The 14,419-nt window shown below is 58.4% G+C and carries 10 protein-coding genes and 1 tRNA gene; 8 read left to right on the top strand and 3 right to left on the bottom strand.

Annotated features, from left to right (window positions below; genetic code table 11):
- Nucleotides 1-40 precede the first annotated feature (40 nt).
- A complete protein-coding gene (gene cobT / locus T424_RS0115600; protein WP_027488545.1) occupies nt 41-1,063 on the top strand; it encodes a nicotinate-nucleotide--dimethylbenzimidazole phosphoribosyltransferase in 1,023 nt (340 codons plus the stop codon).
- Between the two features lie 61 nt (nt 1,064-1,124).
- On the opposite strand, the gene T424_RS0115595 is transcribed toward cobT, so the two are convergent.
- Nucleotides 1,125-1,652: a sigma-70 family RNA polymerase sigma factor gene (locus T424_RS0115595; protein ID WP_027488544.1), complete on the bottom strand. Its 528-nt coding sequence runs from the start codon at nt 1,650-1,652 to the stop codon at nt 1,125-1,127.
- Between the two features lie 316 nt (nt 1,653-1,968).
- On the opposite strand from T424_RS0115595, the gene T424_RS0115590 reads away from it, so the two are divergent.
- Nucleotides 1,969-3,714 (top strand): methyl-accepting chemotaxis protein, encoded by a 1,746-nt coding sequence (locus T424_RS0115590; RefSeq protein ID WP_027488543.1) that lies wholly within the window; start codon nt 1,969-1,971, stop codon nt 3,712-3,714.
- A 177-nt stretch (nt 3,715-3,891) separates the two neighbouring features.
- Here T424_RS0115590 and T424_RS0115580 read toward each other — a convergent pair.
- Together T424_RS0115580 and T424_RS22915 are read right to left on the bottom strand one after the other, a co-directional pair.
- Nucleotides 3,892-3,965 (bottom strand) — tRNA-Cys (locus T424_RS0115580).
- A gap of 129 nt (nt 3,966-4,094) precedes the next feature.
- Entirely contained in the window at nt 4,095-4,265 is a 171-nt protein-coding gene (locus T424_RS22915) for a hypothetical protein (RefSeq protein WP_169737303.1), read from the bottom strand.
- Nucleotides 4,266-4,634: 369 nt separating this feature from the next.
- Here T424_RS22915 and T424_RS0115570 point away from each other — a divergent pair, with 369 nt between their 5' ends.
- The 6 genes from T424_RS0115570 (at nt 4,635) to exoR (ending at nt 14,341) form a co-directional block, all read left to right on the top strand.
- Complete coding sequence (locus tag T424_RS0115570) at nt 4,635-5,288, top strand: protein-L-isoaspartate O-methyltransferase family protein (RefSeq protein WP_027488542.1); 654 nt, start codon at nt 4,635-4,637, stop codon at nt 5,286-5,288.
- Between the two features lie 378 nt (nt 5,289-5,666).
- Nucleotides 5,667-7,028, top strand: a complete 1,362-nt coding sequence (locus T424_RS0115565; RefSeq protein WP_027488541.1) for a TolC family outer membrane protein — start codon at nt 5,667-5,669, stop codon at nt 7,026-7,028.
- 383 nt (nt 7,029-7,411) lie between these two features.
- A complete protein-coding gene (locus T424_RS0115555) occupies nt 7,412-8,176 on the top strand; it encodes a PopZ family protein (protein WP_027488540.1) in 765 nt (254 codons plus the stop codon).
- 309 nt (nt 8,177-8,485) lie between these two features.
- Nucleotides 8,486-11,329 (top strand): valine--tRNA ligase, encoded by a 2,844-nt coding sequence (locus T424_RS0115550; RefSeq protein ID WP_027488539.1) that lies wholly within the window; start codon nt 8,486-8,488, stop codon nt 11,327-11,329.
- A 444-nt stretch (nt 11,330-11,773) separates the two neighbouring features.
- Nucleotides 11,774-12,928, top strand: coding sequence for an OmpP1/FadL family transporter (locus T424_RS0115540; protein WP_027488537.1), 1,155 nt, complete (start codon nt 11,774-11,776; stop codon nt 12,926-12,928).
- 594 nt (nt 12,929-13,522) lie between these two features.
- The gene (exoR, locus tag T424_RS0115535) at nt 13,523-14,341 is read left to right on the top strand and encodes an exopolysaccharide production regulator ExoR (RefSeq protein WP_037067997.1); all 819 of its coding nucleotides are present in this window, start codon (nt 13,523-13,525) and stop codon (nt 14,339-14,341) included.
- The last annotated feature ends 78 nt before the right edge of the window (nt 14,342-14,419 follow it).

Below are 14,419 nucleotides of genomic sequence, written 5' to 3'. Positions count from 1 at the left end.
ATCCCAGCCCGATTTGCAAGAAGACGAGAAAGCCACAGCAATGAGCGTTACCGGCCTGCCTTTTGATGATTTCCGCACGTTGATCAGGGATCTGCCCGGCCCGGATACCCATGCGCTGGCGGCAGCGCGCGCCCGTGACCGGCAGTTGACCAAACCGGCTGGGGCGCTTGGCCGTCTGGAGGAAATCGCCATGTGGCTTGCCGCATGGAGCGGACGCGCGCCGCAGGTCACGCGGCCTCTGGTGGCGATCTTTGCCGGAAATCACGGCGTAGCGCGCCATAACATCACGCCTTATCCGCCTTCCGTCACGCAGCAGATGGTGGAAAACTTCGCCGCAGGCGGTGCCGCCATCAACCAGATCTGCGTGACGCACGATCTCGGCCTGAAGATTTTCGATCTGGCGCTGGATTACCCCACCGGCGACATTACCTGCGAGGCAGCTCTTTCCGAGCGCGATTGCGCCGCAACCATGGCCTTCGGCATGGAGGCCATTGCGGGTGGCACCGACCTTCTGTGCATTGGCGAAATGGGCATTGGCAACACCACCATTGCCGCCGCCATCAATCTTGCTCTTTATGGCGGTGCGGCGGAGGATTGGGTCGGCCCCGGCACCGGCTCGGATGGCGATATGCTGAAGCGCAAGATCGAGGCAGTGAAGACGGCGGTGCATTTCCATCGCGATCATCTTTCCGACCCGTTGGAAGTGATGCGGCGTTTGGGCGGGCGCGAAATCGCCGCCATGGCAGGCGCTATTCTGGCGGCGCGGGTCGAGCGTATTCCCGTGCTGATCGATGGATATGTGGCCACGGCTGCGGCGGCCATTCTCAAGGCCGCCAATCCTTCCGCGCTGGACCATTGCCTTATCGGCCATGTTTCGGGAGAGCCGGGGCATTTGCGGGCCATCGACAAGCTGGGCAAGACGCCGCTGCTGGCGCTGGGTATGCGGCTGGGCGAGGGGACCGGGGCCGCACTTGCAGCCGGTATCGTCAAATCGGCGGCGGCTTGCCATGCCGGCATGGCCACCTTCGATCAGGCTGGCGTCAGTACCGCGTCAACCCATTGAGGTGGCCGGATTTTGGGAAGACAGCCGGATTTTGGGCGAGCCGGTTGTGACGTGATCGTCATCATGCATCCACGCTGTCCAGCGGTTGTGCTTCCGGCTCGTTCAGGGCCAGAAGCAACTGCCGTCTGGCGCGGTTCAACCTGCTTTTGACCGTGCCGACAGGGCAGCCGCAGATCTCGGCGGCGTCCTCGTAGGTCTCGCCCAGCATCAGCACCAGAACCAGAATTTCACGATGATGCACCGGCAGGCTTTCCAGTGCGGATTGCACCTCGCGCGCATGAACGGACCATTCCTGCGATGGCTGCGTCACGAGCTTTTCCACCATGCTTTCGTCCACGCCCACGCTTTCGCGTTTGTTCTTCTTGGCGCGAGTGCAATAGGTGTTGCGCATAATGGTAAAAAGCCAGGACTTCATTTTTGTTCCTGGCTCATATTTATCCAGATTGGCCAGGGCTTTCATGAGGGTTTCCTGCACAAGGTCATCTGCTTCTTCCGGCTGGCGGCAAAAGGTGCGGGCAAAGGCTCTCAGTGCGGGGATATATTCAACGACATCGTCGCGGCCGTTCGTCGAGGGCCGTTGTTGGGCCATGGAACATCGTCCTTCCGAACATGATGGAGTTCAAAGGTGAATGAACGGGAAGCGCTTCGGTTCCCTTCGATTGCTTGTGTTTCGAATGTGCCTGCACGCAGAAATCCGGAAACGCGGGCCAGGCGGGAAGATGGAAGGTTGCGAAAAGCTTGGCATCAGATTGAAAACACGAGTGTTTCAGAAATAGTCCGTGCTTTCGTCAAGCGAGGGAAAACCTGAATGAAACAGACACGTCTTGAGTTGCGTATACTAAATTAATTATCACTTAAAGAATGATCCTGTAGCATGTGATCCATGTGATTGGGAGAAACCTATTATGTCGCTCGACACTCTTTGGGGAAATGACGCCGCCATCCTGAAGGCGCTGAGCCGTTCGCAGGCGATGATTACCTTCAAGCCCGATGGGACGATCGTTGATGCCAATGAAAATTTCTGCAAGGCGCTGGGATACCGGCTGGAAGAGATTGTCGGCAAGCATCACCGGATATTCGTCGATCCGAGAGAGGTGCAATCGGCTGACTATGAGGCCTTCTGGAACAATTTGAGGCAGGGAAATTTCGATCAGCGCCAATATAAGCGCATTTCGAAATCCGGCGCCGACATCTGGATCGAGGCCTCTTATAATCCGGTGTTTCGCGGCGGCAAGGTGGTCAAGATCGTCAAGATCGCCACCGATATTACCGCCGCCAAGCGGGCGGCGCTGGATAGCAATGGCAAGCTTGCGGCCCTGTCGCGGGCGCAGGCCATCATCGAATTCTCGCCGCAGGGCGAAATCCTGACGGCCAACGAAAACTTCTTGAAGGCCCTTGGCTATTCGCTTGCCGAAATCACCGGCAAGCACCATCGCATCTTCTGCGACAGGGATTACGTGGCCTCTCCCGATTATGCCGATTTCTGGAACCGGCTGCGGGCCGGCGAATTTTTCAGTAACGAATTCACGCGGCTGGCAAAGGATGGATCGCCGATTTACATCCAGGCAACCTATAACCCCATTCTCGATGAAGAGGGCCGGGTGGTGAAGGTGGTGAAATTCGCCACCGATGTTTCGGGCCGTGTCAGGGCGATCAATGCGATTGGCGCCGGGCTTGGCCGTCTGGCGGATTGCAATATTCGCATGACGATCGACGAGCCCTTCATTCCCGAATTCGAGCATTTGCGCGATGACTTCAACGAGTCGCTTGCCAGGTTCCAGGAAACGCTGGAACAGGTCATGCAACAGACCGGCATGGTCTCTGCCCGCAGTGGCGAGATGAGCGCAAGTTCGGCTGACATTGCCCATCGTTCCGAACAGCAGGCCGCCGCGCTTGAGGAAGCTTCGGCAGCGCTGGAAGAAATTACCGTGACGGTGCGCGAATCCACCGTGCGCACCGCCGATGCCCGCAAGATGGTGGGCGAGGCGCGCACGGCTGCGGCAAAATCCGTCGATGTCGTGAACGCCACGGTGGCCGCCATGGACCGCATCGACGGCGCGTCCCGCGAAATTTCCAGCATTATCGGCGTGATCGATGAAATTGCCTTCCAGACCAATCTTCTTGCCCTGAATGCGGGCGTAGAAGCAGCGCGTGCGGGTGAAGCGGGTAAGGGCTTTGCCGTTGTCGCGCAGGAAGTGCGGGAACTGGCGCAGCGTTCGGCCAAGGCCGCCAAGGAAATTTCCAGCCTTATTTCCAAATCCTCTGCGGAAGTGAAGGAAGGCGTGCGCCTTGTCGGCGAAACCGGCAGCGCGCTGAAGCATATTGAAACCTTCGTTCGCTCCATAGATGGCAATATCGATGCCATTGCTGGCGCGGCGGCCGAGCAATCCACAAGCCTCAATGAAATCAACACCGCCGTCAATGCGCTGGACCAGATGACCCAGCAGAACACCGGAATGGTGGCAACCATGTCCAGCATCGCATCGGCTCTGGCCAGCGGCGCGGCGGAGCTTGAGAATCTCGTCTCGCGCTTCAAGCTGAACCGTCGCAAGGCCATCCGCAAACCCGGTTCCGCCGCCGCCAATGGTGGCCCGCACCAGCGCAACCATGGTTCTGCCGATGCTTCGGGAAGCTATCGCGGCGCTGCCTGAAGCTTGCCTTATTGCATCTGAGCGCGGCCTGCCGTGGACCGGCAGGCCGTGGCAGCCTTGAATGGAAAGAGTGCTTCCACGCCTTCGCCTGTCATCACGCCGCTTATGCCGGAAATCGAATGGTTCCGGGCATGGAGCGGTATTTGCCTATAGAAGGAACCTGGGAGGGGTAGAGAGTGGAGGCCTCGCCCGGAATCGAACCGGGATGCAAGGATTTGCAGTCCTCTGCGTAACCACTCCGCCACGAGGCCGTTCCGGTAGTTTCTGCGTGTGGTGCAGGGCGTTTAGAACGGATCTGAACCCAGCGCAAGTCCCTATTGCAGCTCGTGTGCATTTTTCCGCTAAAGGGCGCTGGCAATGGGGAAAAGCCGGGTGAAGGTTCAGGTCAGCTTCCCCCATTCGCTGCGCCATGCCACGCCCTCCGTCAGTTCAACATAGATGAGCGCTCCATCGCGGGCATGGTCGCGGGCCAGACGAAAGGCCTTTTCGGGCTCCATTTCCTCGCCGGGGAAGATCGTGTCGTCCTCGCTCCTGTCGGCTGTCTTGCGCACATACAGCGCCGTGCGTTTTATCAAACGCACAAAGGACGCTGTAACACTTTAAAGCTGCTGCATAATTTTCACCTTAAATCGATTCCGATTTAAGGAATTATGCAGTGGCTCCGGATTTCGTTGCCGGAGCGGTAGAGCTTGACGATCAGGGCGTTGGCGGGATGGGTGCCCGGCTGGTATCTGTGAAAATCGGTCATGACATGTCTCCTGAAGCATGGCGTGGCCGAACCGGAACTGCTTTTTTGCCGCTCTGTTCCCTTCCATGTCACATTTGCCCAAGGGAGATGAGAAGTCATGTCTTGAAAGCCGGACCTTCGCCGATTAAACACGATGTTCGAACGCAACCCATGCTTAAGATCGGGTACCGTAATGATCGACTTCGAAGCAGCCCGCGTGAAGATGGTGGAGAGCCAGCTGCGCACGACGGACGTAACCTCTCATTCCGTGCTTTCGGCCTTCCTTTCCGTGCCGCGTCAGGACTTCGTGGACGAAGCGCTGAAGCCCGTGGCCTATGTGGACGAGGATTTGCAGATCGCCCCCGACCGCTACATCATGGAGCCGTCGCCGCTGGCAAAGCTGTTGCAGCTTGCTGAAATCACCCGGCAGGATCGCGTGCTGGAAATCGGCACCGGAACGGGCTATGTCGCCGCGCTTCTGTCGCGCCTCGCCGGCAAGGTGGTGGCGCTGGAAAGCGATGCCGCCCTTGCCGAAAAGGCGAAGGACAACCTTGCCGCCCACGACTGTTCCAACGTGTCGGTCGTCAGCGGCGCGCTTGAGGCCGGCTATGCGAAGGAAGGTCCCTACGACCTCATTTTCGTGAATGGCGCCGTGGAAGAGCTGCCGGAAGCATTGTTTGCCCAATTGCCGGAAGGCGGCCGTCTCCTTGCCGTTGTCGGCTACGGTCATGCGGCCCGCGCCACGCTGTTCGTCAAGGCTGCGGGCGCCGTTGCCGGAACGCCCTCCTTCAATGCCTCGGTGCGCCCGCTTCCGGGCTTCCGCAAGGCGGCGGAATTCGTGTTCTGAACAGTCCTGCCGCAAGGCAGCAGCCGGATTGGGAACCCTTAAAACAGGGCCGGGATTTCCCGGCCTTTTTTGTGACCTCGCGGCAAAAGGGTGAGTTGCGGCAAGCTTCGCGCAATGCCGCACCGCCAACCTTACGGCATTGGTTTTATGTCCCTCCCGCAAGGATAGGGTGATTCCACTAGAATTAGTCGGTATTGACTGCATGTCTTCCGTTGACAGTCTTGGGCGCGCTGGGTTCTATCCGGATCGGCGAATCTCGGTTTCGGAGCCATGCAGGGTGAAGCGATCCGTCTGTTCTGCCATGATAGGTTGGAGAATTCTGTGGCTGGCTTGGTTTTACGTGTCCATTTTGCTGCGCGGTTTCGGCGTTGCGCCTGCATTCTTTCCGTTTTGCCGGTATTTTTCGGCCAGCCGCTGAGCGCAAGCGCCGATACCATTTTCGGGGCGATGGAAAAGGCTTACGCCAACAATCCCGATTTGAATTCCGTTCGCGCGGCTTTGCGCGCCACGGATGAGAATGTGACGATCGCCAAGGCAGGTTTCCGGCCAACGCTGGGCTTCCAGAGTACGGCCGTGCAAAGCTCGACGGGGCACTTCAAGCCCTATGCCGAAGGGCTTTCGAACAGTTTCTATACGGTCGATAACCAGCTGGTCCTGACCCAGATGATTTTCGACGGGTTCCAGACCCTCAACAATGTGCGCTCCGCCGAATCGAACGTGCTTTCCAGCCGTGAGAGCCTGCGCGCCAATGAAATCCAGATTCTCTATTCCGCCGCCGAAGCCTATAGCGATGTCGCCCGCGACCAGCAGATCGAGGATATTCGTCGCCAGAACCTGAAATTCCTTCAGGAACAGCTTCGCGCCGCGCAGGCCCGCTTGCAGGTCGGCGAGGGCACCCGCACCGACGTGGCGCAGGCCGAAGCGCAGCTGGCAGGCGCACAGGCCCAGCTTGCCGCCGCCATTGCGCAGCTCAAGCAGAGCCAGGCAACCTATGTGCAGATCGTGGGCGAGGCGCCCAAGGGAGTCAAACAGCCCGCAAGAGCCACCAAGGCCTTGCCCGCCAACCTCGATAGCGCCGTCAAGCTTGGCATGATGCAGCATCCCAGCGTGCTTGCCGCCCAACATGCCGTTTCCTCGGCGCAGTATCAGGTGAAATCGGCCGAAGGCTCCATGCTGCCGGGTGTTTCGCTTCAGGGAACAGTGGGCCGCCACGTCACCGATGACCGCCCTTCCAGTGACCGTGACTATTCCGCCGCCACCATTACCGCGCGCGTGCAGGTGCCGATCTATCAGGGCGGTTCGGAATATGGCCAGATCCGCAAGGCCAAGGAAAATGTCGGCGCGCAGGAATTGCAGGTGGATGTGGCCCGCCTTAGCGTGCAGAAGCAGGTTACGTCCGCCTATGCGCAGATGGAGGCTGCAACGGCTGCCATTTCCTCCGGCCGCAAGCAGGTTGAAGCGGCAAAGCTTGCTCTTCAAGGCGTGATCGAGGAACGCAATGTTGGCCAGAAAACCACGCTGGACGTTCTTAACGCCCAGCAGGTGGTGCTGGAGGCGCAGGAAAGCCTTGTGACCTATCAGAGCAATCAGGTTGTTGCCAGCTATGCCGTTCTGGCGGCGACCGGCGCCTTGACAGTGAAGAGCCAGGGCCTCCAGGTGGCCGAGTATCATCCGGAAGTGCATTATGAAGAAGTAAAGGACAAGTGGTTCGGTATGCGGGCCACCACGGACAAGAAGTGATGCATCGAGCGGTCGGGCTTGCTGCATCATTCCTTAAATCGGACTCGATTTAAGATACGGATTATGCAGGTGATTTAAAGTACTAGCTCGTCCTTTCCGCGTTTCGTCAAACGCAGGGCGCCGTGGGCTGATAAAACTGTGCATTGTGCCTTTCGCGGAGCCAGGAGAGATTTTCTTGCGAAAAGGCGTATCCTAAAGTGAAACCGAATCAATTGGTCACATGCGCTTTGGCCGCGTCCGTTCCGGCATCGTCCGGTTGGTGATTTTCAAACCCCATGATTTGCCTTTGATGCAGGGCAAGCGGGTTGAAAGTCTCCGTTTTGCCCTCGCGGCTCGGACGTGAACAATTCCTGGACCGGCTGCATAGGATAACGGGGATAGTCATGGCACAGCCGAATGTATCGCGTGAACCGTCCATGGAGGAGATTCTGGCCTCCATTCGCCGAATCATCGAAAGCAATGAAGCGCCCGCCGCGCGCGGCTTCGAACCCATGGCATCCTTCGATGCCGACTTGCCGGAAACAGACGCCGAAGGCTTTGGCTCTCCACTTGACCTTCCGGTGCCCGCCAACCAGCCGGGTACGCCTTTCGTTGAAAGTGACGCGGGACGTGCGCCGCAGAAAAACGTCTCGCTGGCCGATCTTGCAGCGCGCGTGCGGGCGGCATCCGAGCGCGGCGAAAATGTCGCTGACGAGCCTCATCACAGCCCGATGGCGGCGGCTTCGGAGCATCTGCTGAATGCGCCGCGTGCCCACTCTCCCTCGACGTCAGCCCCGCTGATGCCGGAATTGCGCGGCGCTCTCGATGCCGGCCCGGTCGGCGTACCGGCCTTTGCCGCGGAACGTTATGAAGCGCCGCCTGTTCGTGAGCAGCCGCAGGCACCCGTGATGGCGGTAGCGGCCCCCGTAGCCGAAGCCCAGCCGGAAGCCCGCAATCTTTTATCCTTCCAGGCGGGCGCGCAGGTTGCCCGTTCGTTTGAAGAGCTTGCCGCTGCTGTCGATGGCCAGCAGCGCCGGTCGCTTGATGAAATTGCCGAATCCATGCTGCGGCCAATGTTGCAGGAATGGCTGGACGATAACCTGCCAACCATGGTGGAGCGTCTGGTGCGCGAGGAGATAGAGCGCATTGCCCGCGGGCCGCGACGTTAGAGTATTAAAGCGCCGATCTGATTGAATGAGATCAGCGCTTTAACCTTTTCTTTTTGAAGCATAATCTTGCCGATCGTCGTTTCACTCCGGTCTCCTAAATCTGCTCCGAATGGACAACCTCCTGAAAGCTCACAATTAGCCATCTGAAGGGATCAGCTCTGCGGCCTCAACTCCCTGAGCTGATTGAGAGAATCGAATTCCCTTCAGGGCGGGGCGGTATCGGCTTCATCGCGCCTCGGTATTATCCTTGACTCTGCCGGACGGGTCCGCTTTACACAACGCTGATTTCCACAAATGTCTGGCAAGAAAATGCTCGAGAAGACCTACGATTCCGCTTCCGTCGAACCAAAGATCGCCAAGGCCTGGGATGAGGCGAATGCCTTCCGTGCCGGTGCCAATGCCAAGCCGGGTGCGGAGACGTTCACCATCGTGATCCCGCCGCCGAATGTAACCGGCTCGCTGCATATGGGGCACGCGCTCAACAATACGCTTCAGGACATCATGGTGCGTTTCGAGCGGATGCGCGGCAAGGATGTGTTGTGGCAGCCGGGCATGGACCATGCGGGTATTGCCACGCAGATGGTGGTTGAACGGCAATTGGCCGAGCGCAAGCTTCCCGGCCGTCGCGACATGGGCCGCGATGCCTTTGTCGAAAAGGTGTGGGAGTGGAAGGCCGAATCCGGTGGCATGATTTTCAACCAGTTGAAGCGCCTCGGCGCCTCCTGTGACTGGTCACGCGAACGCTTCACCATGGATGAGGGGCTTTCCAAGGCCGTTCTGGAAGTTTTCGTCACGCTCTACAAGCAGGGCCTGATCTACAAGGACAAGCGGCTCGTCAACTGGGATCCGAAGCTGCTGACGGCCATTTCCGATCTGGAGGTCGAGCAGCACGAGATCAATGGCAATCTCTGGCATCTTCGCTATCCGCTGGAAGAGGGCGTGACCTATTCTCATCCGGTGGCCTTTGACGAGGAAGGTAAACCGACGGAGTGGGAAAGCCGCGACTATCTCGTGGTTGCCACCACCCGGCCGGAAACGCTGCTTGGCGATACCGGCGTGGCGGTAAACCCGCAGGACGAGCGCTATGCCTCGATCATCGGCAAGCATGTCGTGCTGCCGCTGGTCGGACGCCGTATTCCGATCGTTGCAGATGACTATGCCGATCCGACGGCCGGGACCGGCGCTGTCAAAATGACGCCCGCGCATGATTTCAACGATTTCGAGGTTGGCAAGCGCACCGGCCTGCGCATGGTCAATATCCTCAATATCGACGGCACTGTTACCATCACCGATAATGACGAGTTTCTTGAAGGGCTGGCACCCAGCCGCGAACAGGAAATGGTCTGGGCGCAATTGCAGGGGCTGGAACGTTTTGCGGCCCGCAAGAAGATTGTCGAGATTCTCGAAGCCGAAGGGCTTGTCGATAAGATCGTGCCGCACAAGCACATGGTGCCGCATGGCGACCGTGGCGGCGTGCCGATCGAGCCGCGCCTGACGGAACAATGGTATGTGGATGCAAAGACGCTGGCCGAACCTGCGCTGGCATCCGTGCGGGAAGGCCGCACGAAATTCGTGCCGAAGAACTGGGAAAAGACCTATTACGACTGGATGGAAAACATTCAGCCCTGGTGCGTTTCCCGCCAGCTCTGGTGGGGGCATCAGATTCCCGCCTGGTACGGCCCGGACGGACAGGTTTTCGTGGAGAAAACCGAGGAAGAGGCGCTGGATGCCGCCGTTCAGCATTATCTTGCCCATGAGGGCCCCTGGAAGGCCTGGGTGCAGGAAAAGCTGGAAAACTTTGCGCCCGGTGAAATCCTCACCCGCGACGAAGATGTGCTGGATACCTGGTTCTCTTCCGCGCTCTGGCCGTTTTCCACTTTGGGCTGGCCGGACAAGGCGCCGGAACTGGCCCGCTATTACCCCACCAATGTTCTGGTGACGGGCTTCGACATCATCTTCTTCTGGGTTGCCCGGATGATGATGATGGGCCTGCATTTCATGAAGGATGAGAACGGCACCCCGGTCGAGCCCTTTGAAACCGTCTACGTTCACGCGCTGGTGCGGGACAAGAACGGCCAGAAAATGTCGAAGTCCAAGGGCAATGTCATCGATCCCCTGCAATTGATCGATGAATATGGCGCGGATGCACTGCGCTTCACGCTTGCAATCATGGCCGCGCAAGGGCGTGACGTGAAGCTCGATCCAGCGCGCATTGCCGGTTATCGCAATTTCGGCACCAAGTTGTGGAATGCGACGCGCTTTGCCGAAATGAACGGCGCAAAGCTCGATCCCGCCTTCCGGCCGGAGGCAAGCACGCTGGCGGTTAACCGCTGGATCCTGACCGAATTGACACGCACCGGACGGGAAGTGACCGAAGCGGTCGAGCATTTCCGTTTCAACGATGCGGCAGCCTCGCTCTATCGTTTTGTCTGGAACCAGTTCTGCGATTGGTATCTCGAACTGCTGAAGCCGGTTTTTGCCGGTGAAGACGCAGCCGCCAAGGCAGAGGCGCAGGCTTGTGCTGCTTACGTGCTGGAAGAAACCTACAAGCTCCTTCACCCCTTCATGCCATATATGACGGAGGAGCTTTACGCACATACGGCGGGCGAGGGCAAAAGCCGCGATACCCTGCTGTGCCATGCCGATTGGCCGGCTCCAGATTTTGCCGATGCTACGGCTGCCGCCGACATCAACTGGCTGGTGGACATCGTTTCGGGCATCCGCTCGGCGCGTGCGGAGATGAATGTGCCGCCAGGCGCTGTCGCGCCGCTGATCGTGGTGGCGGCAAACGCCGTCACCGAGGATCGGCTGGGCCGTCATGAGGCTGCCATCAAGCGGCTGGCCCGTGTCGAAAGCATCAGCCTTGCGGCGGAAGCGCCCAAGGGGGCGGCGCAAATCGTGGTGGGCGAGGCAACGGCCTGCCTGCCGCTGGGCGCTCTTATCGATGTGGCGGCGGAAAAGGCGCGGCTTGAAAAGGCCGTGTCGAAGGCCGAACAGGAAATGGGCCGTATCGCCGCCAAGCTTGGCAACGAGAAATTCGTGGCCAATGCCAATCCCGAGGTCGTGGCCGCCGAACGCGAGCGGCAGGCCGAGCTGGAGGTGCAGCTTGCCTCGCTCAAGCTCGCGCTCAGCCGCGTGGCGGAAGCCGGTTGACCTTCTGCCGGTGGCGCACGCCTGCGGTGTGCGCTGCAACAAATTGAGCAAATTTATTTCTGGCGCGTGGGGTCTTGCTCCGCGCGTTTTTTTTGGAAATTGCCGGGGCCTTTTTTGCGCTGCGATAAAAACCCGCCTGAAAGGCTCGTTCTTTCAATGAATTTGCCTGTTTTCACAGCTTTTATCTTCCTTGTGCGTAAAATTTCCGCTGTTGCAAGGGTGCCACGGTCTTATGCTGCTGTGAAAAAATAATCTAAAAAGCGATGTGTTTTCGTTATGTTTTGGAACAAACGATTTTTCCCTTGCCATCACAGGGGTGTCGTTCGAAAACGCTACGTAAATTTGCAATGAAGGCCGACTCGCGCCGCTTTTGTGGCGAGAGTTTGTTTTTTCAAAACTCGATTATAGACTGACCTCAGAGTGATTTGGAGAGCGGGGAATAACATGCGTTCAGAGTTCAAGATGGGCATCGCGGCGCTTCTGGGGGTGGCAGCCTTCACGGTTCAGGCGCAGGCGGGCGGTTTTTCGCGCGGCGAAGCCGATACGGATATTCTTTTTGAAGATGGTACGGTGAATGCCCGGGCGGGGGCGGTTTTCGTATCTCCGGAGCGGAAATTCGATACAATTCGTGGCGCGAAATCAACCGATGGCACGTTTTCGGATAGCTACTGGATCCCCAGCGTTGCCGCGAAGGTACAGATTTCCAGCGCGCTGGGTTGCGCCTTCACTTATACCCAGCCCTTCGGCGCCTCGTCTGATTACGGTGCCGCCGCACAGCTGGCTGACCAGATTTCCGGCGCTGCGGACGGCAGCGTGAACTATTACACCAAGAAGCACTTCATCACCAACGAATATGGCGGCACCTGTGCCGTGAATTTCCAGGTTGGCCCCGGTAAACTTTACCTCATCGGTGGCGGTTTCGTTCAGGACTTCGACTACACGGCGGAATCCTATTACGGCACGCTGCATCTCGAAGACAGTGCTGCGGCAGGCTATCGTTTGGGGGTAGGCTACGACATTCCCGAATATGCGATGCGCGCGCAGTTGATGTATCGTTCGCAAGTCAAGCAGGAGGCCGATGGCGATTTCACGCCGGGCGCTCTGGCGGCACTTCTGGGAAGCTCGCCCGTTTCGGCCTATGGAACAGGAACGCTTCCGCAGACTTTGAAGCTCAGCCTGCAAAGCGGTATTGCGCCGGGCTGGCTGGCTTATGGTTCGGTGAAGTGGACCGACTGGAGCGTTCTCCAGACGCTGAACTACAACATTACCGGTATTGGCGATCAGCAGGATGATTATTTCTGGAAGGACGGCTGGACCATTCAGGCGGGCGTAGCGCACAAGTTCAACGACCGCGTGGCCGGCACCGTCAACGTGACCTGGGACAAGGGTGTGGGCAACGGCGCCGACATCATGACCGATACCTGGACGCTGGCGGTTGGCGCCCAGATCAAGCTCGGACCCGGCGACCTTCGGATCGGCGCCGGTGTGAGCTACCTGACCTCGGGCAGCCAGAGCTATTCCAAGGGTGCCTCTTTCGATGCGACGGCTGGCGGCGATTGGGCCTATGCCGTGGCGGGTTCCTATCAGATCAAGTTCTGAAGACCCTGGCTCAGCAAAGAGTTTGAAACAAGCGGTTGGGGCCGTGCTGGTGGACGCAGGTTCATAGGCACGGCTCTGGCTTTCTGGTGTCAAAACGCCCTTCTTTACTTGTGATTTACCCAAACCCCAAGAATAACCGCCAGAAAGTGACTGATCAGCCTGTGTCTTTTTCGCAACGGAAGAGTCATAGTTCATGTGCCGCATTGGGAATGGCCATTTTGTCCGAATCCCGCCACAAAGGCGGAGCAACTCTTTTTACGCGCAGGGAGACCTCTTGTTTTCCGGCGCTGGAGATGGGGCGCCGGATGCGGGATCAGGTGAGAAATAAGGGAAGATATTCAATGACCTTTGCAGCGTTTTTCCGAAACGCGACGAGGGGTTTCTTTCCCGATCTGCCGGTTGTGCTCGCTGTCCCAGTATTGCCCGAAAGGCCGCGTACATTCATCATGCAAAATGTGTCATGGACAAATGCGGTGGTGAACTTCAGCCTGACGGGGGCTTCAGGCGGGAAACCGGTTTCGAAAGCATATGCTATGCTTTTGGAGCTTTTACAGTTTGCTCCGCGTTCGCGTGGAAAGGTCTCTGGTTGTGGGTATGTTCAAGTATAACGGTGCCATTGTGAGACCTGACTGGCGGATTTCGGTAGCGCTCTTCTTCTCCCTGCTGCTGGGCATGGGGGCTTATCCGTCCATGGTACGGGCTTTCGATCTGAAATCCGGGCTGAGCAAGGAATCCGGTCCTTTCGATCTTTTCAAATTCGGCTTCAACGCCCAGAAGAACGGCAAGACCGAGGATGCCGTTGAAGCCTATCGCTATGCGGCAGAAAAAGGTCATACCGGCTCGCGCTGGGCGCTGGCCAATATGTATGCCGATGGCGATGGCGTGGTGAAAAACGATTACGAGGCCTTCAAGATCTATTCGGAAATCGCCAATCAGGGTGTCGAACCGGGTTCGGAAGATACGGTCTATTTCGTCAACGCCCTGACCTCTCTGGCCAATTACTATCACGAAGGTATTCCCGGCAGTCCGGTGGCTGTCGATCTTGCACAGGCGCGTCAGCTCTATTTCCAGGCGGCTTCCACCTTTGGTTTTGCCGAGGCCCAGTTTGAGCTGGCGAAAATGCTGCTGACGGGTGAGGGCGGCAAGAAAAACGTGCAGCAGGCCAAGAAATGGCTGAATCTGGCGCGCAAGAACGGCCATGCTGGCGCCATGGCGCTGTTTGGAAACGTCATTTTCGAAGAAGGGCAGGCGGCGCGTGGCCTGGCCTTCATGACGGCGGCCATCGACAAATGCCCGCCGAAGGATTGCGGCTGGATACAGGACCTTCAGGAGCGCGCCTTCTCGCTTTCCGACGAAAAGGAGCGCAGGACTGCCGTGGCGCTCGTGGCCCAAGTACAGCAGCAGCCGGAATAACGCCCGGCAGCCCTTGGGAAGGGCCGCAGTATTTGTGGCCGATTTCCTGACGGTGAGTATGCGACCGCTTTTTCGAAT

This window comes from Allorhizobium undicola ORS 992 = ATCC 700741, assembly GCF_000621665.1.
GTDB lineage: Bacteria > Pseudomonadota > Alphaproteobacteria > Rhizobiales > Rhizobiaceae > Allorhizobium > Allorhizobium undicola.
Note: the sequence above shows the minus strand (reverse complement) of the source record. Positions and strands in the feature narration are given on the sequence as shown.